Genomic DNA, 22,416 nt, shown 5'->3' with positions numbered 1-22,416 from the left:
CTCGATTTGTAACACTCCCGGTCTCTCGGAGACGTCCCATCCGATCAAAGTCGTTTGCGCCATCAACACAGTAACGCGAGTGCAATATCGCGTGCGTTTCCCAACGCGTGGGCTATTTAAAAATGTCGACCCTCTATTTTCACATCGGGATGCCGAAGACGGGGTCGACCTCGATTCAGGCTTATTTCGACGACAATCGTGAGCGCGTTCGCGAGACGGGCCTCGCCTATGCCTCGCTCCCGACGGCGAACCACAATCCGTTCGTGGAATCCCAGTTTCGCCAGCCGCGCGCGAAGATCGACGCGTCGCTGATCGCACGCAATCACCGCCAATATGTCGAGAACCGCGAGGAGATCCTGAAATCCTTCCTCGCCGAGATGGAAAGCGTCGCCGCCGAAGGGTCCGACGCGCTCGTCTCCGCCGAGATGGGATCCTCGTTCACCGCCGAGGAGTTGGTCGAGATGCGCGAGACGGTCGGCATGTTCGACCGCATGGTCTCGCTCGCCTTCGTCCGCCCGCCGCGGGCGTGGGTGCGCTCGTCCTGCCAGCAGAGCCTCCAGCTCGGCATGACGATGCGGGACTTCCTCACGCGCCCGAGGCGGCCGCGTTATCGGCGCTTTTTCGGGCCGCACGATGAAGTGCTCGGCAAGGATCTGCGCCTCGTCATGTTCCATCCGAGCACGATGAAAGACGGCTGCATTCTTCAGACGCTTCTGTCGATGATGGACCGCGATTTTTCGGCCCTCGCCGCCGATCGCGCGCCGCGCGCCAACGAATCGATCAGCCTGACCGCCGCCAAGATCCTCTCGATCGTGAACGCCGCCTACCAGCAGAAGGCCATCCCGGCCGGCCTGCCGAAGGCGGTCGATGCGCCGTTGCGCTCCGGCCATCTCGGCCGCTGCTTCGCCGAGGCGTTCGCGAAGGCGGCGCCGGGCGGGCGGCTCCCATCGGCCGCCGCGCGCGTGCTGACGTCGATCAAGGGGCCCGGCTTCGCGCTTCCCGTCGAGGTCGAGGAGGCGGCGATGCAGATGGCCACAGGCGATCTGCGCTGGATGTCCAAGCGCCTCGGCGTCGACATCACGACGTACGACACCAATTCGGCCGCGCCGATCGATATGGCGAGCTTCGAAACGCTATCGGAGGACGAAGCCGAGGCCATCGCGACGGCGCTCGAACGGATCAACGAAGCCGACGGCCGCCCCGGCCGCCTGAAGGCCATGGAGCACGGCGAAGTCGTGGAGAGCGCCCGAGGCCGCTAGGGCCGAGCCGAGGCGCTCCTCGCCCCGACACGCGTCGGGGCCACGAGGCCATCCGGCCGACGGCATGCGCGGCCATTCGCCGATGTCGAAAGAGTGGGCACCGGGGTCGGCATCGGTCGCCGCCCCCAAAAATTTTGCCCCGCCTCGTCCTGGCGGGGCGCCGGAGCGCGTTGGCCCAGTCGCGCCCAGGGCGCGCGCCTTCACGGCCATGACGCGCACCAGCGTCTTCACGCCTTAGGACGCGCCTCGGCGTCTTCACGCCTCAGGATATGCATGAGCTCCGACACGCACGCAATGCGCATCGTCTCGGTGACGCACAAGGTGCGCGTCACCTTGGTCCGTCGCGCGGCCTATTCGGACGCGACGGCGCGTCCGCTGCGCTCGAACGTGATCTGCGATGTCGTCACATCGTCGCCCGACGTCATCCGGTCGACCGTGGTAATGGTGAACTTGCCGTCGCGCGGCCGTTCGATCGTCATGGTCGCCTTGTCGTCGCCGTTCACTTCCTTGGGGAAGGTCATCGTGAGCACGAACGAGTCCGGCCCTTCCGGCCCGCCCTGAAGCTCGGCGACGCCGACATTCGAGCCCACATAGGTTCCCGAATACTGGTCACCATTGCGGGTAAGATCAGCGCCGATCGCCCGCTTCATGATCAGCATCGCCCGACATTCGCCGTCGAAGCCGATGCGATCCGCGGACTCTGTGCCTTCGATCGTGCAGTTCACCTGCATGGGCTTCGACTTCTCGTCCTTCTGGACGAAGCCCGTGCCCTTCCACTCTCCGCCGATGCCGACAGAATCTTCGGCTGCGAGCACCGGAGCGGTGAGAACCACCGTCGCGAGACACGCGAAAGCCACGTTTTTCAACATACCAACTTCAACTCCACACAATGGACCAACCTGAACAAACGGGTTGGGGCCAGGATCAGTTGCCTGTCTTCCGTCGAGACTAGGATCGCATTCCGCCCATTCGGCAGACCTGTCGCCGCTTCCGATCGTATGGCCGGCGAACATATGCCCGGCATCACACTTCGGCACGGCCGGCGCACCGAACAACCCTCGCGTGCGCGGCACCCCATAATCCTAGCACGATCCCAACTCTATCGCGAATTCCGGCCGCGGGGAGCGCCCTTGTAAGCCGCTCACTGGACTGTTACTGCCGAGGTCGCAGCGTTCCTCGCGGGAACTGAAAGCGATCGTGGTGAGGCCGACCCAATCCGGGGGCCGAAACTCCGCGGCTGCCGGATGGTGGGGCGAACCCCACGGCCTCTTGGTGCGCGTGTGTCACGGAACCGGAGGTCCTATGCGCACCCTTTACGATCGCTCGCACCCGCGCACCGCCGCGTCATCGCGCCCGGTGCCCGCATGACCGAGCGTATCGGCGTCATGGTGTGCGGCCATGGATCGCGCTCGAAAAGCGCGGTCGACGAGTTCGCCAAGCTCGCCGAGGCCCTGCGCCCCCGCTTTCCCGATTGGCCGGTCGAATATGGCTATCTCGAGTTCGCCAACCCCGTCATCCGTGACGGACTGGATTCCCTGCGCGAGAAAGGGGTCGACCGGATCCTCGCCGTGCCCGGAATGCTGTTCGCTGCGAGCCACGCCAAGAACGATATTCCGAGCGTCCTCAACACCTACGCCGCCAAGCACGGCATCAAGGTCGATTATGGCCGCGATCTCGGCGTCGACGCGCGGATGCTCGTGGCCGCCGGCGAGCGCGTTCAGGCGGCCGTCGACGCGCTCAACGCACGCGACGGCGCGCTCCCCAATTCCGAGACCTGCCTCGTCGTCATCGGCCGCGGCGCGTCCGATCCCGACGCCAACGCCAACGTGTCGAAGGTCGCGCGCCTGTTGTGGGAGGGCTTCGGCTTCGGCTGGTGCGAGACGGGCTATTCGGGCGTCACCTTCCCGCTCGTCGAGCCTTGCCTCGACCGGGTCGCACGGCTCGGCTTCCGCCGCGTCATCGTGTTCCCCTACTTCCTCTTCTCGGGGATCCTGATCGACCGGATCTACGGCTTCACCGATACCGCCGCCGCCCGCTATCCCGAGATCGCCTTCGAGAAGGCCGACTATCTCGGCGATCATCCGGCCGTGATCGACACCTTCGTCGAGCGCGTCACCGAGATCCTCGACGGCGAGAACGTGATGAATTGCGGCCTCTGCAAATACCGCACCCAGGTTCTCGGCTTCGAGGACGAGGTGGGCGCGGCGCAGGAGAGCCACCATCATCATGTCGAGGGCATGGGCGCCTCCGCCCCCGGCGCGACGGTCGAGACGTGCACGCTCTGCGACACCTTCTGTACCGGCGCCTGCCGCGTGATCACCACCGGCGAGGATCATCACGGCCACCATCACCATTATGGCCACGCGCACGGAGACGCCCACGACCACCACCATCATCATGGGCATGGGCATGGGCATGGAAACGGCCACGACCACCATCACCACCCCTACCCGCACGAGCGGCACCCGCTCGGCCCGGTCAGCGTCTTCCAGCACGACACGCTGCGTTATGAGCGCGACCCGGAGGCGATCACCCGCCAATCCTTCGAGATCATCCGCAAGGAGGCCGATCTCGCCCGCTTCGGCACGAACGCCCCGATCGCCGAGCGCATTGCCCATTCTGCCGGGGACACCGGCATTCTCGCCAATCTCGTCATCAAGGGCGACGTGATCGCCGCGGCGCGGGCCGCCCTCGCCGCCGGCGCGCCGGTGATCGTCGATTCGGAGATGACGCGGCACGCGATCTCGACCCGCTTCGTCCCCGCCGCGCAAGTCGTCTGCCACCTCAACGATCCCGAGACCGCCGCGGAGGCGAAGGCCGCAAAGACCACGCGCTCCGCGATCGCGATCCGCCGCGCGGCGGGTGAGCTTGATGGGGCGGTCGTCGTGGTCGGCAACGCGCCGACGGCCCTCTTCGAGCTCCTCGCTTTTCTCCAGAAAGGCGCTCGCCCGGCGGCGATCCTCGCTTTTCCGGTCGGCTTCGTCGGCGCGGTGGAATCGAAGGCCGCCCTCGTCGCCCTCGATCCGGCGATTCCCTTCGCGACCCTTTCCGGTCGGCGCGGCGGCAGCGCCATTGCCGGCGGCGCGCTCAACGCGATCGCGGGCGCTTCCGGCGCCGGTACCGGCCCCGTGTCGGCGCCCGGTTCCCACGCGCACGGCTGAGGCGGACATGACCCTGGACACGAGAGCCCGGCGATGAGCGCCTGGCTCACCATCATCGGCGCCTTGCCGAACGGCGCGCTCGCGCCGAACGCACCGCAAGCGGCCCTCGACGCCGGGGCGGTGTTCGGCGCCGCGCGCCTACTCGCCGCCGCCGGGATCCCCGAGGCGGCGCGGCGGCCCTGGCCGCGCCCGTTCGCCGACGGCATCGCCGCCGTGCTCGCCCGGCGCGGCGAGGCGACGACGATCCTCGCGTCCGGCGATCCGCTGCATCATGGCGTCGGGGCAACGCTGCTGCGCCATCTGCCGGCCGAGGAGATCGCCGTCTTCCCCGCCCCGTCCGCCTTCTCGCTGGCCGCCGCGGCGATGCGCTGGCCGCTCGAGACCGTCACCTGCCTGTCCCTCCACGCCGCGCCGCCGGCCGACATCCTGACGGCCGCCGCCCCCGGCCGCCGGCTCCTCTGTCTCACCCGCGACGGCGCGGCCCCCGCCGCAATCGCCGCGATCCTCACCGAGGCGGGCTTCGGCGACAGCACGCTCACCGTCCTCGCCGATCTCGGCACGGCGGAGGCCGCGCGCCAGACTGCCCGCGCGAGCGACCTCACCGGCGAGGCGGCGCCGCTCAACGTTCTCGCCGTCGAGTGTGCGCGCCGCGATCCGGTCCGGGTCGCCGACCTCGCCCATGACGGCTGCGTCACGCGCGACGAAATCCGCCTCCTCTCGATCGCCGCCCTCGCCCCACCCGGCCACCTTTGGGACATCGGCGCCGGCAGCGGCGCGGTCGCGATCGACTGGTGCCGGGCCGGCGGCAGCGCGACGCTGTTCGAGCGCGTCCCGGCGCGGGCCGTGGCGATCCGCCAGAATCTCGCCGCGACGCACACACGCGCGACGCTCCTCGAAGGGCCGGCGATCGACCATCTGGGCACCGCTCCCGACCCGGCGCGCATCTTTCTCGGCGGCGCCGTCGGCGACGACGCGCTCTTCGAGGCGCTCTGGGCCCGCCTTCCCGCGGGCGGCATCCTCGTCTCGAACGCCGTCACCCTCGGTGGCGAGGCCGCCACCATCGCCCGCCAGGCGCGGCTCGGCGGCACGCTCACCCGCATCGCCCTTTCCCACGCCGAGCCCGTCGGCCGCCTTCTCGCGATGCGGCCGGCGATGCCCGTTCTCCAATGGCGCGTCGTCAAATGACGCCCGCCCCCCGTAAGCCGGAAGGCCGTTCATGACTCTCTCCATCGTCGGCGTCGGCCCAGGCGATCCCGATCTCCTCACGCTGAAGGCCGCGCGCACCATCGAAGCGGCGGACATCGTCGCCTATCCGACAACCTCGTCGGGCAGCTTCGCCGCGCGCATCGCCGCCGCGCACACCGCGAACGCCCTTCACGTGCCCTTCACCGTCCCGATGACGAATGACGGCGCGGCCGAGGCCGCCTATGACGCCGCCGCCGAGACGCTCGCCGGCCACCTCTCGCAGGGGCGCTCGGTCGCGCTCCTGTGCGAAGGCGATCCCATGCTCTATGGCAGCGCCGCCTCGCTGATGGCCCGCCTCGCCGATCGCTTCGCCGTCGAGATCGTCCCCGGCGTCACCGCCGCGTCAGCCTGCGCCGCCGTCTCCCGGACGAGCCTCGTGCGCGGCAACGAGCCGCTCACGATCCTGCCCGCGACGAGCGAGGCCGAGACGCTGCGCGCCGCGCTCCGCGGCCCCGGCGCGGTGATCCTCTATAAAGTCGGCCGCCATTTCGACAGCGTCGCCGCGCTCGTCCGCGCCGAGGGGCGGACCGGCACCCTCGTCGCCCGCGCGACGCTCCCCGAAGAGAGCGTGAGGCCGCTCGAGGCCACCCCGGCGGGCCCGAAACCCTATTTCTCCACGATCGTCCTGCCCGCCCGCGAGGCCGCGCCCGCCCCGCGCGCGGTGCGCGAAGCGCCCCCGATGCACGGCCCGCGCCCGGTCGCGATCCTCGTCCTCGGCCCGTCCGCCCTCCCGACCGCCCGAACGGCGAAGGCGGCGCTCGCCGCAGCCGGCCACACGGCGACGATCCACGGCCTCGCCGGACGCGTCGACGCCGATGCGGTCGACACGCTCTATTCCGGCACCGCCCACCATATCGCCCGCCTCTTCGACGATGGCTGCGCGATCGTCGGGGTGTTCTCCGCCGGCATCCTGGTGCGCTCGATCGGGCCCTATCTCGCCAACAAGCCCGCCGAGCCCGCGATCCTCGCCCTCGCCGAAGACGGCAGCGCCATCGTCCCGCTTCTCGGCGCCCATCGCGGCGGCACGGCGATCGCGGCGACGCTCGGCGCGGCGTTCGGCACTCCGCCGGCCACCACGACGCAAAGCGAGATCCGCCTCGGCCTCGCCCTCGACGCGCCGCCGGCGGGCTGGGCGATCGCTGATCCGGCCCCGTTCAAGCGCCTCGCCGCGGACCTTGCCGCGGGCGGCGGCGCGACGGCCGATCCCGCCATCAGCTTCCTCGCCGACCTTCCCGCCGGCCCGACCCCGATCCGCGCCACCACGCGCCGCGTCACCGACGGCGGCACGGTCGCCACGTATATCCCGCGCGCCGTCTCGATCGGCATGGGCGCCGAACGCGGTGCCGCGCCGGAAGCCGCCATCCGCCTCGCGGAGGAGACGATCGCCACGGCCGGCATCGACCCGCGCGCGATCGCGGTGGTGACGAGCCTCGACAAGAAAGCCGACGAGGCCGCGCTCCATGCCGTCGCCGCCCATTTCGGCGTTCCCTTCCGCGTCTTCGACGCCGCAACCCTCGCCGCCGAGGAGCCGCGCCTCACCGAAACGTCAGAGATCGTGCGGGCCGCGGTCGGCGTCGGCGGCGTCGCCGAAGCGGCGGCCCTCGCGGCGGCCGGACCGGAGGGAGCGCTCCTCGCACCGAAGGCGAAGCGCGACGGCCTCACCATCGCGCTCGCCGAAGCACCGGCGCCGATCGGCGACACGGGGCGGGCGCGCGGCCATCTCGCGATCGTCGGCATCGGGCCCGGAACGCCGGCCTGGCGCACGGCCGAGTGCACCGCGCTCCTCGCCGCGGCCGACGCCTATGTCGGCTACAGCCTCTATCTCGACCTCGTGGAGGATCTGCGCGCCCATCAGTCCCGCCACGACTTCCCGCTCGGCGACGAGACGGCGCGCGTGCGCTTCGCGCTCGAGGAGGCCGGCAAGGGCAAGACCGTCGCGCTGATCTCCTCCGGCGATGCCGGCATCTACGCGATGGCGACGCTCGCGATGGAGCTCCTCGACACCGGCGACCTCTCCGACGCCGCCCGCCGCGTCGCCCTCACCGTCGCGCCCGGCGTCTCGGCGGCGCAAGCGGCGTCGGCGCGCGTCGGCGCCCCGCTCGGGCACGATTTCGCGTTCATCTCCCTGTCGGACCTGATGACGCCCTGGAGCGCGATCCGCACCCGGCTCGAAGCCGCCGCGGCGGGCGATTTCGTCGTCGCGCTCTATAATCCGCGTTCGCGCCGGCGCACCGAGCAGCTCGTCGAGGCGATCCGCATTCTGCGTGACAAGCGGCCGGACGAGACGCCCGTCATCATCGCGTCGAGCCTCGGCCGCCCGGCGGAGGCGATCCTCCACACGACGCTCGGTGCACTCGACCCTGCCTCGGTCGACATGCTCGCCACCGTCATCATCGGCGCCAGCTCCACCCGCCGCTTCGTTCGCGGCGACGGCAAGGCGCACGTCTACACCCCTCGCGGCTACGAGGTTGCCCCATGATCCATTTCATCGGCGCCGGTCCCGGCGCCCCCGACCTCATCACCGTGCGCGGCCTCAACCTCATCAAGGCCGCCCCTGTCTGCCTCTATGCCGGATCGCTGGTTCCCGAAGCGGTGATCGCAGAAGCGCCCGAGGGCGCCCGCGTCATCGACACCGCGCCGATGAACCTCGATGAGATCATGGAGGAGATGGAAGCCGCGCACGCCCGCGGCGAGGACGTCGCCCGCGTCCATTCCGGCGACCCGTCCCTTTATGGCGCGATCGGCGAGCAGATCCGCCGGCTCGAAGCGGCCGGCATTCCCTATCAGATCGTCCCCGGCGTCCCGGCCTTCGCCGCCGCGGCCGCGCTCCTGCGGACCGAGCTCACGTTGCCCGACGTCTCGCAGACGGTGATCCTCACCCGCACGGCGATGAAGTCCTCCAAGATGCCGAACAACGAGGATCTCGCGACGCTCGGCGCCTCCGGGGCGACGCTCGCGATCCACCTGTCGGTCCGCAATATGCGCCATGTGGTGGAAACGCTGACGCCGCATTATGGGGCGGACTGTCCGGTTGCGGTCGTCGTGCGGGCCACCTGGCCGGACGAGGAGGTGATCACCGGCACGCTCGAGACGATCACCGCCGCCGTCCGCGCCGCGAAGGTGACGCGCACCGCCCTCATCCTGGTCGGCCGCGTGCTGGCGCCGGGCGACTTCACCGATTCAGCGCTCTATGACCCCAATCATCGCCACATCTTCCGCAATCAGAAGACCGGCGCGGCGCGACCCGCGAAGGACGGCGCCTAGAGGTGGCGGCGCAGCTTTCGCATCATCTGGTCGACGGTCGCCGCGTTCGCCCAGGGCTGCCCGCGCGGGCGCTTGACCATGTAGACGAGCATCTTCCGCTCGCGCGCGGCGACGAGCTTGGCCGCGGTCGCCTCGCCGCCGGAATTCTTCGTCACCATCGCGTCGAACCGATAGCGCTGGAAGAGGGCGCGCTCGTGCTCGAGGTCGAACGGGCCGCGTTCAGTGATCAGCGTCACGTCGTGCCGCGTGCCGAGATCGGGCCGTTCGATGACGCGGGCGAACAGCTCGAGATCGCGCCGTGCGAGGAAGGGCGCGAGCCCGCGCGAGCCGACGGTGAGGAAGACGCGCGCCCCGTCGTCGATCCGCTCGGCGGCCTCCTCGAGCGAGCGCACGTCGATCCACCGATCGCCGGTCGCGCGGCGCCAGGGCCGACGCTCCAGCCGATAATAACGTGCGCCCGCGGCCTTCGCGGCCCGCTTGGCGGCGGGGCTGATCGTCGCCGCGAAGGGGTGGGTCGCGTCGACGACGATGGTGAAGCCGCCATCGCGGATGAAGTCGGTCAGGCCCTCTTCGCCGCCGAACCCGCCGCGGCGGACATGGCCCGCATAATCCTCGGCGAATTCGCTCTGGAACGAACTGGTGACGTCGGCGCGCTTTTCGACGAGCCGCTCGGCGAGCTCACGCGCCTCTTCGGTGCCTCCGAGCAATAGGATCCTAGACATGCGCGACGATCCGCCCTTCGCGGTTCACGATCATGATATCGACCTCGACAGGCGCCTCCTCGAGTTGGCGTTTCGCCGCGTCGCGCGCCCGCGCCGCGACGAGGCTGGCGAGGTCGAACCCCGCCCGCTCGGCCGCGGCGAGAGCCGCCATCGCGGTGGGCGCGGCCGCGATCGCGGCGACCAGGGGGCCGTCCGCACCGCCCTCCCGCGCCCACGCCGCGAGCAACGCGCAGTCGACTTGCGAGCGCGAGGAATGAAGATCGAGCGCCCCCGCGGCGAGCTTCGACAGTTTGCCGAAGCCTCCGGCGATGGTCAGCCGATCGACGGGATGGCGGCGCAGATACTTCAAAACTCCCCCCGCGAAGTCCCCCATGTCGAGCATGGCATGGTCGGGCAGGGCAAGCGCCTTTTGTGCGGCGGCCTCGGAGGTCGATCCGGTCGAGGCGGCGACGTGCGTGAGATGATCTGCCCGCGCCACATCAATGCCGCGATGGATCGAGTGGATCCATGCCGAGCACGAAAACGGCCGCACGATGCCGGTCGTCCCGAGGATCGACAGCCCGCCCACGATGCCGAGACGCGGATTCCACGTCTTCGCCGCGAGCGCCGCGCCGCCGGGGATCGAGACGGTGATGTCCGCGTCGGGTGCGACGCCGTGAGCGGCGGCGACGGTCTCGATCGCCGCGCGCATCATGCGGCGGGGCACCGGGTTGATCGCCGGCTCGCCGACGCCGATCGGCAGGCCCGGCCGCGTCACCATGCCGACCCCCTCGCCGGCGAAGAAGCGCACCCCGGCCCCGGCGGGACCGCGCCGGACATGCGCCATCACCATCGCGCCATGGGTGACGTCCGGATCGTCGCCGGCATCCTTGATCACGCCCGCAAAGGCCGCGTCAGCCTCGAACCCCTCGCGCGCGAGGGCGAAGGCGGCGGTCCCGCCGCGCGGCAAGGTGATCTCCACCGGATCGGGAAAAGCGCCGGTCAACACCGCGGTCCACGCCGCCTGTGCGGCGGCGGTCGCGCACGCGCCGGTCGTCCAGCCGCTGCGCAGCGGCCGGTTCGGCTCCTCGACAGTCTCCCCTTCAGAGGTGGTCAATGAACCCCCTTCACAACACCGAAATCGGCCCGTTCGCTGCCCTCGACGATGCGCCCTTTCCCCGCTTCGAGCCGGGAACGGTCTGGCTCGTCGGCGCGGGGCCGGGCGCGCCCGGTCTCCTTACCCTGATGGCTTATCACGGCCTCGCCCATGCCGATGTCGTCGTGCACGATTCTCTCGTCTCGAACACGATTCTCGGCTTCGCGCGCGCCGGGGCCGAGCTCATCCATGCCGGCAAGCGCGGCGGCAAGCCGTCCGCCGATCAGACCGACATCACGAAGACGCTGGTCGCCAAGGCCAAGAGCGGCGCGCGCGTCCTGCGGCTCAAGGGCGGCGATCCGTTCATGTTCGGCCGCGGCGGGGAGGAATGCCAGGCCCTCGCAGCCGAGGGCGTCGGTTTTCGCATCGTACCGGGCGTGTCGGCCGGGATCGGCGGCCTCGCTTATGCCGGGCTTCCGGCGACCCACCGCGATATCAACCAGTCGGTGACGTTCCTCACCGGCCACGATCTCACCGGAGCCCTCCCGAACGCGATCGACTGGCCCACCGTCGCGCGCGCCTCCCCGGTCCTCGTCATGTACATGGCGGCGAAGCATCTGCCGGCGATCGCCGTCCGCCTCATCGAGGCCGGCCGCGCCCCGGACGAGCCCGTCGCCGTCATCGCCAATGCGACGCTTCCCGAACAAATTTTCGTGCGCTTCACTTTGCGCGAGGCTGCCATGCAAAGATCGCTCCCCACGCCCGCGATCATCGTCGTCGGGGCCGCCGTCGACATGGCGAACACGATTGCGTGGTTCGACGCCGCGGCGAGCAACGGCCTGATGGGCTGAGCCGTTCTCTGAACAAGACGGCACGATGCGAGATATCAGCTTCGCCCAAGCGTGATCATCGACAGTCTGGAGACAGGCATCGGGACGCATTCTTCGACGACGGATAAGCCGCACCAGACGCAACCTTAGATTCGGCGATGGCACGGCGCCTGCAGGGTGTCCCAAGGCACAGAGCTGCCCGCCTCTCTACAGCGTCGTATCCGAAGGAGGCCCGATCGATGCTCCGCATTCTGTTCTTCACGCTCTCTTTCTTCGCCGTCGCGATCCCCAACGCGCGCGCAACCGACTTGCCCCCCGTCGTCGACGTCGAGCTGATCCTCGCCGTCGACGTCTCCTGGTCCATGGACCTCGACGAGCAGAGGCTTCAACGCCAAGGCTATGTCGAAGCGATCCAGGATCCCAACGTCGTCGCCGCCATTCAGAAGGGCGACTGGGGCCGGATTGCCGTCACCTATGTCGAGTGGGCGGGCGTCGGCCTCGAACGCACCCTGGTGCCGTGGACCATCATCGATGGCCCCGCCGCCGCTGCCACCTTCGCCGCCGAGCTCGATTCCGCTCCGATCGGCCGGATGCGGCGCACCTCGATCAGCTCGATGCTCACCCACGCCGCGACGCTGTTCGACAACGACATCGACGGCATGCGCCGTGTGATCGACGTGTCCGGTGACGGCCCGAACAATATGGGCATCCTCGTCACCGCCGCTCGCGACCAGCTCCTCGCCCAGGGGATCACCATCAACGGCCTGCCGATCATGATCAAACAGACGAGCAGCGGCGGCTATTTTCAGCTCGACAAGCTCGACGTCTATTACGAAGATTGCGTGATCGGCGGCTTCAACTCCTTCATGATCACGGTCAACGAGAAGACCCGGCTCCAGGAGGCGATCCGCCGCAAGCTGATCCTGGAGATCGCCAATGCGCGGCCGCGTATGATGCGCGCGCAATATCGCGCACCCGGCAGCCCGCCGCGGGTCGACTGCGCGGTCGGGGAAAAACAGTGGCGTCGCTGGCGCCGGATCGACCAATGGTAAGGCGCCCTCGCACCCCGCGCTGAGGCGTCCCACGCGAACGAGGCGCGATGCGCCGGATCGACCGAGACGTATGAGCTTCCTGATCGCCGCGCCCGCCTCGGGCTCCGGCAAGACCGTGACCACCGCGGGCATCGTCGCCGCTCTTCGTGCCCGCGGCGCGCCCGTCACCGCCGCGAAGGTCGGGCCGGATTATATCGACCCCGGCTATCTGACCGCCGCCGCCGGATCGCCCGCAATCAATCTCGACCTGTGGGCGATGCGTCCCGGCCTCGTCGACCATCTCGCCGCCCGCGAGCATCTCGTCGTCGAGGGCGTGATGGGCCTCTTCGACGGCCCCGCGGTCGGCATCGGCTCCTCGGCCGACATCGCCCGCCGCTACGGCCTTCCGGTCGTCCTCGTGGTGAGCGCGGAGCGGCAGAGCCATTCCGTCGCCGCGCTGATCCACGGTTTTGCGACCTTCGACCCGACCATTCGGGTCGCCGGCGTGATCCTCACCCGCGTCGCGAGCGAGCGCCATGCCGCCATGCTCGGGGACGCGGTGGCGCGAACCTCGGTCCCCCTTCTCGGCCGGATCCCCCGCCATGCCGCGTTGACGCTTCCCTCCCGCCATCTCGGCCTCCATCAGGCCGCCGAGCGCACTGATCTCGCCACATGGGTCACCACCCTCGGCGAGACGATCGCCGCCCATGTCGACCTCGCCGCCCTCGCCGAGCTCGCATCGTCCGGCGCACCGCCGCCGCCGTCCGCCGCCGCCGCCGCACCGCCGCCGCTTCCCCCACTCGGCAACCGCATCGCCCTCGCCGCGGACGAGGCCTTCGCCTTCACCTACACCCACATCGTCGATGGCTGGCACCGCGCGGGCGCGTCGGTGCACCGCTTCTCTCCGCTCGCCGGCGAGGCGCCCGACCCTGCCGCCGATGCCGTCATCCTGCCCGGCGGCTATCCCGAGCTTCACGCCGCCCGCCTCGCCGCCAACCGGCCCTGGATCGACGGCCTCCACGCCGCCGCCGCCCGCGGCGCGACGATCTATGGCGAGTGCGGCGGCTACATGGCCCTCGGCCGCACCCTCGTCGACGCCGAAGGGAGCGGCCACGCGATGGCCGGCCTCCTCCCCATCGAGACGAGCTTCGCCGCCCCGCGCCGCACGCTCGGCTATCGCGCCCTCACCCATGACGGCGCGCTGTTCCCCCAACACCTCAAAGGCCACGAATTCCATTACGCCACCATCGACGCGGAGGGTCCGCCCCTCTTCGAGGCGCGCGACGCCGCCGGCGCACGGATCGGACCGATCGGCACCCGCGCCGGCACCGTCGCCGGCTCCTTCGCCCACATCATAGATTTCACCGACTGACAGCGATCACGGAACCTTTCATCCGCCCTCGCATTTGGCGAACACAACCTGTTTTGCGAGGTTTAAACCATGTCAATGAAGTCTCTCGACGACCTTTTCATCCATTTCTTGCGCGACATACTTTACGCCGAAAAGCAGGCGTTGAAGGCCATGCGGACGATGGAGCGCAAGGCGAGCGCCGATTCCCTGAAGACGCTCATCGCCGCCCACCAGTCCGAGACCGAAACCCATGTCGAGCGTCTCCAGACGGTGCTCGACGGGCTCGGCAAGAGCGCCCGCGGTGTGCGCTGCGAGGCGATCGACGGCATCATCGAAGAGGCCAAGGAACTGATGGAGGAATCGGAGGACGAGGCGACCCGGGACGCCGCGATCATCGCCGCTGCCCAGGCCGTCGAGCACTACGAGATCACCCGCTATGGCACGCTCGTGACCTGGGCCAAGCAGCTCGGCCATGCCGACGCCGCGAAGCTCCTCTCCGCGACCCTTTCCGAGGAAAGTGCCGCCGACGAGAAGCTCTCCGGTCTCGCGACGAGCACACTCAACAAACAGGCCGCCGCCGCCTGACCCCCACACCCCTTCGAGCCCCTTGACGCGCCGGCCGCCACCGGCCAGCTCGTCATGTCTCGAAGGGGAGGACGATACCCGATGGCGACACTGTCCCTCATCGGCGCGCCGACACAGGCGGGCACCTATCGGCGCGGCTGCATCATGGGGCCGGCGGCTCTCAGAACCGCCGGCCTCGTCGAAACGCTCGAAGAGCTCGGCCACACGGTCGCCGAGGATCGCGACCTCGCCCCCGACCCCGTCACGCTCCCCGATGCCGATTTCGGCCCCGCCCATCATGTGGGCGACGTGGCAGGGTGGACGCGCGCCGTCCGCCGCGCCGTCGCGGGCGCGCTGCGCAACGGCCACGTTCCGATCCTTCTCGGCGGCGACCATTCGATCGCGGCCGGCTCACTCGCCGGCGTCACCGATATCGACCCCGGCGCGCACGTCCTCTGGCTCGACGCCCACCCCGACTTCAACACCATGAAGACCACCGTCTCCGGCAACCTGCACGGCACGCCGGTCGCGCTCGCCGCGGGCCTTGCCGGCGCCGAGACGATCTATGGCGAGCCGATCACTCCGCTCGACCCGACCCGCGTCACGATGATCGGCATCCGCTCCGTCGACCCGGACGAGCGGGCCCTGCTGCGCGCCCACGGCGTCGTCGTCCACGATATGCGCGTCGTCGACGAGTTCGGCGTCGGCCATCTCGTGCGCGACACGCTGCGCCGCGTCGAAGCGGCGGGCGGGCATCTCCATGTCAGCCTCGACGTCGACTTTCTCGACCCCGATATCGCCCCGGCGGTGGGCACCACCGTGCCGGGCGGGGCGACGGTCCGCGAGGCCCATCTCGTGATGGAGCTTCTCCATGAAAGCGGCCTCGTCGGCTCGCTCGATCTCGTCGAGCTCAACCCCTTCCTCGACGAGCGCGGCCGCACCGCCTCGCTGATGGTCGAGCTCGCCGCGAGCCTGTTCGGCAAAACCATCATGGACAAGCCGACCCAAGCCTGGTGATCACGCGGCCGGCGGCCCGCTCTTCGCCGGCGCGACGTTGACTTTCGACCCCCAACCGTCGCAACCACATCGGCATCTCACCTGTTGTGGCTCGAACGCCCGCGTCCACGAGGCCGCCTCGTGGGGCTGCCAAGGAGTGTTCGTTGAAAAATCCGATCACCCTCGCCCTCTACAGCATCGCCGTCGGTGTCGCGGTGCTGGGGCTGAAGCTCGTCGCCGCCTATGTCACCGGCAGCGTGGCGCTCTTCTCCGACGCGATGGAGAGCATCGTGAACATCGTGACGGCGATCGCGACGGCCGGAGCGGTGCGCATCAGCGCGGCCCCGCCCGACGACAATCATCCCTATGGCCACTCCAAGGTGGAGTATTTCTCCGCCGTCCTCGAAGGCGTGTTCATCGCGGTCGCTGCCCTTGCGATCCTGCACGCGGCCTATCAGGGCTTCCTCGCACCCGCGCCACTGGAAGCGCCGTGGCTCGGCATCGGCATCAACATGATCGCCTCGATGCTCAACGGCGTGTGGGCCTTCATCCTGATCCGCCAAGGTCGCGCGCTGCGCTCACCCGCTCTGATCGCCGACGGGACACACATCTATACCGATGTCGTCACATCGGTCGGCGTCGTGCTCGCGGTGGTGCTCATCCAGTTCACCGGCTGGATCATCCTCGACCCGGCGATCGCCGCCCTCGTCGCGCTCAACATCCTGTGGTCCGGCTGGCGCGTCATGCGTGGGGCCGTGGGCGGGCTGATGGACGAGACGTCGCCCGACGATATCGCCCGGATCGGCGTCATCATCGGCGAGAATGCCGAGGGGGCGATGGAGGCGCACGATATCCGCATCCGCCACGCCGGGCGGCGGACCTTCATCGAGTTCCACCTCATCGTCCCCGGTGCGATGACCGTCGCCGAATCCCACCGCATCTGCGACAAGATCGAAGCCGCGCTCCGCAAGGAGATCGAGGACAGCACGATCACCATCCACGTCGAACCGGAGCATAAGGCGAAGAATGTGGGGATCGTCCTGGAATGAGGCTCGCGCCTCGCGGGACGGAAGGGCCGCTGCGGCGGCGCAAACGTCACCCTCGAGCGTGGCAGCTCGGGCGCTGCCCTGCTTCAATACAATTTTGGGGCGACTGCTCTGTCCGTGGGACGCCCTAAAAATACCGCCCCGCCGGAGCCCGGCGCGGCCTTCCCCGCCTCACCGGGCCGATTCCAATAAAACGGGCCTTCCGGGTGGGCGAGTGCGCTCCAGATCGGACGAGAACGGTCCGGACTGGATCCTTTCACTCGATCATCAAAGGGCCGCAGCGTCGAAGAACGCCTGTCACCCTCTGATCGGAACGCGAACGCTCCGGGCCGAGTCAGCGGGACGGTCTTGTCGTGAGGCCACCGACAGTCCGCAGCCGGATCGTCGGGGCGCGCCTTCGGGCGGTCGAGACTTACGTCAAACCGCTTTCAATTGTTCGGCCGAGGTGCGGCCCCGCTTGGGGTCCTTGAACAACTCGTAAGAAACCCGCTGCCCCTCGGTCAGCGAGTTCATTCCGGCGCGCTCGACTGCAGAAATATGCACGAACACGTCGGCACCGCCTTCGTCCGGCTGGATGAATCCGTAGCCCTTGGTTCCGTTGAACCACTTAACAGTACCTGTCGCCATCACGGCCTCCTGTCTCCCGGTACCCTTCGCGCCGGGCCCCGCACCCGGCGTCGAAATCGCTCTTCAGACCGGCACAGCGCGCCTTCCGGCGGCCGTTGCCAGACCAAACATCCATAAACTGTGGGCTAAAGCTGTAACGCGCCATCGTCACGCCGCGGCAGTTGCGCTCTGCGGCTCAACGTTCCAGCGCCTTCATTGAGAGGACTGCCGATGTCTGTCTTCAATCCCGGGATCGAAACGGCCCGGCGGCATTTCTTCATTCGTTCCGTCGTCCGTTCTTAAATCCCAATCGGCTCGCGAGAGAAACTTCGCGGATCTCGATCCTAACGAATGCATATCACGAACACGTTGCCAAGCGAATTCGATTCGACGCCTAAATAAGAGGCGTTGGCATCAAGATTCTGACGATTTCATTAGCGATTATGATCATGCAGCCCAAGCAAGTGCTGCGATTTAGACTGACTGGTTGGATTGATTGCCGCAGAAGCACCTCCGATCGGCATCCAACGCTTGCGACATCCAGGCGCTCGTGCGATCCGGCATCCCAAACACAAGGGCATCGAAATGGATCTTGGTATCAAAGGCCGCCGGGCGATCGTCTGCGCGTCGTCGCGCGGGCTCGGTCGGGGCACCGCCGAAGCGCTCGCCGAAGCCGGCGTCGCGTTGACGCTCAACGGCCGCACCGCCGAAACGCTCGAGGCGACCGCCGAAGCGATCCGCACCCGCTACGGCGTCGACGTGCAGACCGTCGTCTCCGACGTCACCACCGACGAGGGCCGCGCCGCCCTCATCGCGGCCGAACCCAACCCCGACATTTTGATCAACAATGCCGGCGGTCCGCCGCCGGGCGTCTGGTCCGACTGGAAGCGCCCCGAGTGGGAGGCCGCCGTCAACGCCAACATGCTGACGCCGATCCTCCTCGCGACCGCTCTCCTGCCCGGCATGATCGAACGGGGCTGGGGCCGCATCGTGTCGATCACCTCGGGCTCCGTGAAGGCGCCGATCCCGCAGCTCGGCCTGTCCAACGCCGCCCGCTCCGGCCTCACCGGCTTCGTCGCCGGCACCGCGCGCCAGGTCGCCAAGCACGGCGTCATTATGAATAACATCCTTCCGGGTCAGCACGACACGGACCGCATCAAAGGGATGCTCGACCGCACGGCCGAAAGCGAAAAGATCAGCGTCGAAGACGCCCGCGCACGCGCCGAGGCCGCCAACCCGCGCGGCCGCTTCGGCACGCCCGAGGAGTTCGGCAAGGTCGCCGCGTTCCTGTGCTCGGAGCATGTCGGCTTCATGGTCGGCCAGAACGTCCTCCTCGACGGCGGCGCGTTCAACTCGACGATGGGCTGACCCATGGCCGAGCGTTGGCACTGGCCGAACCATCCGACGCTCGTCACGCCGCGGCTCGTGCTTCGGCCGCGAACCGAGGCGGACCACGAGGCCGCCTTCGCCATGGACCAGGAGCCCGGCACGCTCGATTATGTGGCCGGGCCCTGGCACAGCGAGGCCGCGCATCGCGCCTTCATCGCGGCGCGCACGCGCGGTCCCTATCCGCAGGGCCTCGGCTATTGGGTGATCGCGGAGAAGGCCGACCCGACGTCCTTTCTCGGCTGGGTTCTCCTCATCCCGGAGGACGCCGTCGGCCCGGAGGTCGAAATCGGCTGGCGCCTCACCCACGCCGCGCGCGGCAAGGGTTTCGCGCGGGAAGCCGCGCTCACCCTCTTCGCCTACGGGGCGGACGATCTCGGCCTTCCCTCGATCATCGCCGAGATCCACCGCGACAATGCCCGCTCCCGCGAGATCGCCGAGGGGATCGGCATGGCGTTCGCCGCCGATCGCGGCAGCCACGTCCTCTATCGCTGGGGACGGCCGTCCGAGGCGGTCTGATCCGCCACGGATCGCCGGAGGCGCCGCACGGCGACGATGCCATGCGGCCCCGCGCGACCGGCTGAATCAGGCCGCCATTCGCGGCCGCTCCGCCTCCTCCATCGCCCGGCGATAAGCGACGGCCTCGTCGTCCTCGGCGAAGGCGACATCGGCCCAGCCGACCACCTCGCCCGCCTTCACCGCCCGCGTCAGCTTCACGTCCTGCGCAAGGCCGATCGGCAGCGCGCCCTCCCGCAAAGACCGCTCGGCCGGAACGAGCTTGCCCCAGACGCAATAGCCGCCCTCCCCGTCGAGCGTCTCGCCCGCCTCGAGGTCGCGCTTCGCCGTCGCCACCGCATCGCCGACGAAGCCGCGCGAGGCGCCGGTCGCCTTGCCTTCGAGCGCCGCGGCGAGGATCGAGATGTTGAGTTCGAGGCCGATGAGGTGGAACGGCCGATACATCGCGCCATAGCGCCCCGTCTCGTCCGTCTTCATCCCGTAGAGTTTGAGGCAGCCCGCCGCATAATCGTTCGGCGCCTCGACCACGACATAAACGCCCCAGCGCAGATTGTCGGCCGTCTCGCGCCCGTCCGGCTCCATCGAGCTGACGACCTCGGTGATGCCGGAGCGCTCCAGCACCCCGCCCAACGCACGCGGCCGCAGAATGTGCGCAAGATCGTGCACCCCGGCCGGCGGAAAGAGCAGCCCGTCCGACGGCACGGCGAGCCCGCACGCATTGGCGATCGCCGCCATCTCGATCCCGGATTTCGTCCCGTCGACGAAGGAGTTGAACATCTTCGGGTTCATCCCGCCGGCGCGCGCATAGTCTTCGGTGACACCGAAATGGCCCCACACGGTGTCCGGCGTCGACTGATGATAATGCGGCAGGTGCTTCGTTCCCTTGCCGGCCGCCGTCACCGTGAAGCCGCAACAGCGCGCCCACTCGACCATTTCGGCGACGAGGGCCGGCTGATCGCCATAGGCCATGGAGTAGACGACGCCCGCCGAGGCGGCCTCCCGCGCGAGCGCCGGCCCGGCGAGGACGTCCGCCTCCACATTCACCATGACGATGTGCTTGCCCGCCGCGAAGGCCGCCCGCGCATGGGCGAGCCCCACCCGCGGATGCCCCGTCGCCTCGACCACGACATCGACATCGTCGCGCGCGATCGCCGCCATCGTGTCGTCGGTATAGGCGGTCTTCTCGATGAGCTCGGCCGGCCAGCCCACCGTGCGGCACGCCGCCCGCGCCGCGTCGGCGCGCAGGTCCGCGACCACCGCGATCTCGAGCCCCGGCGTCGTCGGCACTTGCGACAAAATCATGGAGCCGAACTTGCCCGCCCCGATCAGGCAGACCCGGACGGGCCGCTCCGAGGCGCGCGCCAAGAGCTTGTTGTACAAGAACATTTCGTCCCTCCCGCAATTTCTTATTGCAGGAAGCCTATCACGCATCCGCGGCAAGAAAATGCCCGGCGCCCCCGCCTTCGGGCGCCCTTAAGCGCCGGCCGAGCGCCGCACGAGCCGGTCGAGCGATTGCAGGAATTGGGAGCGGTCGCGCTGCGAGAACGGCCGGCCACCACCCTGAACGCCGAGCGGATTGGCGGCGCGCAGGTCCGCCATCAGATCCCGCATCGCGAGCTGGTGGCCGATATTGGCCTCGGTGAACACGTCCCCGTTGTGGCGCACGGCCTGACCGCCCTTTTCGATGCAGCGCGCGGCGAGCGGAATGTCGCCGGTGACGCAGACGTCGCCCGGTCCGATGCGCTCGGCGATCCACTGGTCGGCCGCGTCCGGCCCCTCCGGCACCACCACCGTCGTCACCATCGGATCGCGGCTCGGGCGGATGCCGCCATTCGAGACGATCACCACCGGCACCCGGTGTCGCTCGGCCACCTTCAGCGTCTCGGCCTTTACCGGACAGGCATCCGCATCGATATAAATGGTCGCCATCGGCGCGCCGGGTCCTCCTCGTCGGACGATATCGGGCCACCGTCGCCGGGAGGCGGGCGCTGGCCGGATATCAGAATCGCAAATTCGACCCCCCTCTTGCCACTCTGTTCTGTTCAAACAAAGCCGCCGATGCGTTAGAGAGGCCCCATGAGCCTTGCAACCGCCCCCACTGACGCGCCGACCGGCGAAAGCTTCGTCGACGGTTGTGTCCGCGCCGCCGATGCGCTGCGCCCGCTGCTGGAGCCGACACCGCTCCAGCGCAACGCCTTCCTGTCCGAGCGCTATCAGTCGGAGATTTACCTCAAGCGTGAGGATCTCACTCCGGTGCGCTCCTACAAGCTGCGCGGGGCGGCGAACTATTTCCGCAAGGCCCTCGCCGACGGCGGCAAGGATCGCACCTTCGTCTGCGCCTCCGCCGGCAACCATGCGCAAGGCTTCGCCTTCGTCGCCGCGCACCATGGCGTGACCGGCACCGTCTTCATGCCGATCACCACGCCCAAGCAGAAGATCCAGAAGACCCAGACGTTCGGCGGCGACAATATCGCAATCCGACTCGTCGGCGACACGTTCGACCAGGCGAACCGCGCCGCGATCGAATTCGCCAAGGAGACCGGCGCGGTCTTCGTGCCGCCCTTCGATCACCCGGACATCATCGAGGGCCAGGCAAGCGTCGGCCTCGAGATCCTCGAACAGCTCGAGACCCCGCCCGACGTCCTCATCCTGCCGGTCGGCGGGGGCGGCCTCGCGGCCGGCGTCGTCCAGGTGTTCGAGGCCCTCGCGCCGAAGACGGAGATCGTCTTCGTCGAGCCCGCCGGCGCGCCCTCGCTCCAACAGAGCCTGATCGCGGGCCGCCGCGTCCCGCTCGAGAACATCAACACCTTCGTCGACGGGGCCGCTGTCGCGCTGATCGGCGAGAACAATTTCGCCGCCCTCAAGGACCGGCATCCGGCCCAGGTCGTCACCGTGCCCGAGGACCGGCTGTGCGAGACGATCCTCGAGATGCTGAACATCGAGGGCATCGTGCTCGAGCCCGCCGGCGCCCTTCAGATCGACGTCCTGCGCTCCCTCCCGCCCGAGCGGCTCACCGGCCGGCGCGTCGTCTGCGTGACGTCCGGCGGCAATTTCGACTTCGAGCGGCTGCCCGAGGTGAAGGAGCGGGCGCTGAAGGCGGCCGGCCTCAAGAAATATTACATCCTGCGCCTGCCCCAGCGCCCCGGCGCGCTGCGCGAATTCCTCGACATGCTCGGCCCTGACGACGATGTCGCCCGGTTCGAATATCTGAAGAAATCGGCCCGCAATTTCGGCTCGATTCTCCTCGGCATCGAGACCACCTCGCGCGACAATTTCGACACCCTCACCGCGCGCCTCGACGAAGCCGGCTTCGTCTATCGCGACATCACCGACGACGATGTGGTCGCCGGCATCCTGATCTAGG

20 protein-coding genes are annotated in these 22,416 nt (G+C 68.9%); 14 read left to right on the top strand and 6 right to left on the bottom strand.

Translation table 11 applies throughout. The annotated features are described in order from the left end of the window. Positions 1-122 precede the first annotated feature (122 nt). Positions 123-1,259 (top strand): hypothetical protein, encoded by a 1,137-nt coding sequence (locus L1787_RS21380; RefSeq protein WP_235711142.1) that lies wholly within the window; start codon positions 123-125, stop codon positions 1,257-1,259. A 350-nt stretch (positions 1,260-1,609) separates the two neighbouring features. On the opposite strand, the gene L1787_RS21375 is transcribed toward L1787_RS21380, so the two are convergent. Continuing rightward, positions 1,610-2,332, bottom strand: a complete 723-nt coding sequence (locus L1787_RS21375) for a hypothetical protein (RefSeq protein WP_235711141.1) — start codon at positions 2,330-2,332, stop codon at positions 1,610-1,612. A gap of 291 nt (positions 2,333-2,623) precedes the next feature. On the opposite strand from L1787_RS21375, the gene L1787_RS26160 reads away from it, so the two are divergent. From L1787_RS26160 to cobM, 4 genes are read left to right on the top strand one after another with little or no spacing between them, the layout of a single operon-like run. Then, the gene (locus L1787_RS26160) at positions 2,624-4,420 is read left to right on the top strand and encodes a precorrin-8X methylmutase (RefSeq protein WP_369415123.1); all 1,797 of its coding nucleotides are present in this window, start codon (positions 2,624-2,626) and stop codon (positions 4,418-4,420) included. A gap of 33 nt (positions 4,421-4,453) precedes the next feature. Then, entirely contained in the window at positions 4,454-5,605 is a 1,152-nt protein-coding gene (cbiE, locus tag L1787_RS21360) for a precorrin-6y C5,15-methyltransferase (decarboxylating) subunit CbiE (protein ID WP_235711140.1), read from the top strand. A gap of 31 nt (positions 5,606-5,636) precedes the next feature. After that, a complete protein-coding gene (gene cobJ / locus L1787_RS21355) occupies positions 5,637-8,144 on the top strand; it encodes a precorrin-3B C(17)-methyltransferase (protein ID WP_235711139.1) in 2,508 nt (835 codons plus the stop codon). Further along, positions 8,141-8,929, top strand: coding sequence for a precorrin-4 C(11)-methyltransferase (gene cobM / locus L1787_RS21350; protein WP_235711138.1), 789 nt, complete (start codon positions 8,141-8,143; stop codon positions 8,927-8,929). The genes cobJ and cobM overlap by 4 nt, the downstream gene beginning before the upstream one ends. Here cobM and L1787_RS21345 read toward each other — a convergent pair. Both L1787_RS21345 and L1787_RS21340 read right to left on the bottom strand, forming a co-directional pair. Next, positions 8,926-9,651 carry a cobalt-precorrin-6A reductase gene (locus L1787_RS21345; RefSeq protein WP_235711137.1) on the bottom strand — a complete coding sequence of 242 codons (726 nt, stop codon included), beginning with the start codon at positions 9,649-9,651 and terminating at the stop codon, positions 8,926-8,928. The genes cobM and L1787_RS21345 overlap by 4 nt on opposite strands. Continuing rightward, on the bottom strand, positions 9,644-10,747 hold the full coding sequence (locus L1787_RS21340) for a cobalt-precorrin-5B (C(1))-methyltransferase (protein WP_235711136.1): 1,104 nt from the start codon (positions 10,745-10,747) through the stop codon (positions 9,644-9,646). Before L1787_RS21340 ends, L1787_RS21345 begins: the two co-directional genes overlap by 8 nt. Here L1787_RS21340 and cobA point away from each other — a divergent pair. The 6 genes from cobA (at position 10,747) to L1787_RS21310 (ending at position 16,547) form a co-directional block, all read left to right on the top strand. Further along, complete coding sequence (gene cobA, locus L1787_RS21335) at positions 10,747-11,577, top strand: uroporphyrinogen-III C-methyltransferase (RefSeq protein WP_235711135.1); 831 nt, start codon at positions 10,747-10,749, stop codon at positions 11,575-11,577. The two genes, L1787_RS21340 and cobA, sit on opposite strands and share 1 nt — an antisense overlap. Positions 11,578-11,795: 218 nt before the next feature. Then, entirely contained in the window at positions 11,796-12,608 is an 813-nt protein-coding gene (locus L1787_RS21330; protein ID WP_235711134.1) for a DUF1194 domain-containing protein, read from the top strand. Positions 12,609-12,678: 70 nt separating this feature from the next. Continuing rightward, entirely contained in the window at positions 12,679-13,959 is a 1,281-nt protein-coding gene (locus L1787_RS21325; protein ID WP_235711133.1) for a cobyrinic acid a,c-diamide synthase CobB, read from the top strand. 69 nt (positions 13,960-14,028) lie between these two features. After that, entirely contained in the window at positions 14,029-14,523 is a 495-nt protein-coding gene (locus L1787_RS21320) for a YciE/YciF ferroxidase family protein (protein ID WP_235711132.1), read from the top strand. Positions 14,524-14,604: 81 nt separating this feature from the next. After that, positions 14,605-15,519, top strand: a complete 915-nt coding sequence (gene rocF / locus L1787_RS21315) for an arginase (RefSeq protein ID WP_235711131.1) — start codon at positions 14,605-14,607, stop codon at positions 15,517-15,519. Positions 15,520-15,662: 143 nt separating this feature from the next. Further along, positions 15,663-16,547, top strand: coding sequence for a cation diffusion facilitator family transporter (locus L1787_RS21310; RefSeq protein WP_235711130.1), 885 nt, complete (start codon positions 15,663-15,665; stop codon positions 16,545-16,547). A gap of 414 nt (positions 16,548-16,961) precedes the next feature. Here the strand turns inward: L1787_RS21310 and L1787_RS21305 are convergent, their stop codons facing one another. Further along, on the bottom strand, positions 16,962-17,171 hold the full coding sequence (locus L1787_RS21305; RefSeq protein WP_198883210.1) for a cold-shock protein: 210 nt from the start codon (positions 17,169-17,171) through the stop codon (positions 16,962-16,964). Between the two features lie 564 nt (positions 17,172-17,735). Here L1787_RS21305 and L1787_RS21300 point away from each other — a divergent pair. Further along, positions 17,736-18,518 (top strand): SDR family oxidoreductase, encoded by a 783-nt coding sequence (locus L1787_RS21300; RefSeq protein ID WP_235711129.1) that lies wholly within the window; start codon positions 17,736-17,738, stop codon positions 18,516-18,518. A gap of 3 nt (positions 18,519-18,521) precedes the next feature. After that, complete coding sequence (locus L1787_RS21295; RefSeq protein WP_235711128.1) at positions 18,522-19,055, top strand: GNAT family N-acetyltransferase; 534 nt, start codon at positions 18,522-18,524, stop codon at positions 19,053-19,055. Positions 19,056-19,121: 66 nt separating this feature from the next. Here L1787_RS21295 and L1787_RS21290 read toward each other — a convergent pair whose 3' ends face one another. Continuing rightward, on the bottom strand, positions 19,122-20,438 hold the full coding sequence (locus L1787_RS21290) for an NAD(P)H-dependent oxidoreductase (RefSeq protein WP_235711127.1): 1,317 nt from the start codon (positions 20,436-20,438) through the stop codon (positions 19,122-19,124). Positions 20,439-20,525: 87 nt separating this feature from the next. Further along, positions 20,526-20,981, bottom strand: coding sequence for a YaiI/YqxD family protein (locus L1787_RS21285; RefSeq protein WP_235711126.1), 456 nt, complete (start codon positions 20,979-20,981; stop codon positions 20,526-20,528). 147 nt (positions 20,982-21,128) lie between these two features. On the opposite strand from L1787_RS21285, the gene ilvA reads away from it, so the two are divergent. Beyond that, positions 21,129-22,415: a threonine ammonia-lyase IlvA gene (ilvA, locus tag L1787_RS21280; protein ID WP_235711125.1), complete on the top strand. Its 1,287-nt coding sequence runs from the start codon at positions 21,129-21,131 to the stop codon at positions 22,413-22,415. Position 22,416 lies beyond the last annotated feature (1 nt).

The sequence above is a fragment of the Acuticoccus kalidii genome (assembly GCF_021556395.1).
In the GTDB taxonomy this organism is placed as follows: Bacteria; Pseudomonadota; Alphaproteobacteria; order Rhizobiales; family Amorphaceae; genus Acuticoccus; species Acuticoccus kalidii.
This window is presented reverse-complemented; position numbering and strand designations above follow the sequence as displayed.

Coding starts and splice junctions, on each gene's coding strand:
- rocF (WP_235711131.1), top strand. CDS start 14,605: ATGGCGACACTGTCCCTCATCGGCGCGCCGACACAGGCGGGCACCTAT.
- L1787_RS21285 (WP_235711126.1), bottom strand. CDS start 20,981: ATGGCGACCATTTATATCGATGCGGATGCCTGTCCGGTAAAGGCCGAG.
- L1787_RS26160 (WP_369415123.1), top strand. CDS start 2,624: ATGACCGAGCGTATCGGCGTCATGGTGTGCGGCCATGGATCGCGCTCG.
- cobJ (WP_235711139.1), top strand. CDS start 5,637: ATGACTCTCTCCATCGTCGGCGTCGGCCCAGGCGATCCCGATCTCCTC.
- ilvA (WP_235711125.1), top strand. CDS start 21,129: ATGAGCCTTGCAACCGCCCCCACTGACGCGCCGACCGGCGAAAGCTTC.
- L1787_RS21305 (WP_198883210.1), bottom strand. CDS start 17,171: ATGGCGACAGGTACTGTTAAGTGGTTCAACGGAACCAAGGGCTACGGA.
- L1787_RS21320 (WP_235711132.1), top strand. CDS start 14,029: ATGTCAATGAAGTCTCTCGACGACCTTTTCATCCATTTCTTGCGCGAC.
- L1787_RS21330 (WP_235711134.1), top strand. CDS start 11,796: ATGCTCCGCATTCTGTTCTTCACGCTCTCTTTCTTCGCCGTCGCGATC.
- L1787_RS21290 (WP_235711127.1), bottom strand. CDS start 20,438: ATGTTCTTGTACAACAAGCTCTTGGCGCGCGCCTCGGAGCGGCCCGTC.
- L1787_RS21325 (WP_235711133.1), top strand. CDS start 12,679: ATGAGCTTCCTGATCGCCGCGCCCGCCTCGGGCTCCGGCAAGACCGTG.
- L1787_RS21295 (WP_235711128.1), top strand. CDS start 18,522: ATGGCCGAGCGTTGGCACTGGCCGAACCATCCGACGCTCGTCACGCCG.
- L1787_RS21300 (WP_235711129.1), top strand. CDS start 17,736: ATGGATCTTGGTATCAAAGGCCGCCGGGCGATCGTCTGCGCGTCGTCG.
- cobA (WP_235711135.1), top strand. CDS start 10,747: ATGAACCCCCTTCACAACACCGAAATCGGCCCGTTCGCTGCCCTCGAC.
- L1787_RS21380 (WP_235711142.1), top strand. CDS start 123: ATGTCGACCCTCTATTTTCACATCGGGATGCCGAAGACGGGGTCGACC.
- L1787_RS21345 (WP_235711137.1), bottom strand. CDS start 9,651: ATGTCTAGGATCCTATTGCTCGGAGGCACCGAAGAGGCGCGTGAGCTC.
- cobM (WP_235711138.1), top strand. CDS start 8,141: ATGATCCATTTCATCGGCGCCGGTCCCGGCGCCCCCGACCTCATCACC.
- cbiE (WP_235711140.1), top strand. CDS start 4,454: ATGAGCGCCTGGCTCACCATCATCGGCGCCTTGCCGAACGGCGCGCTC.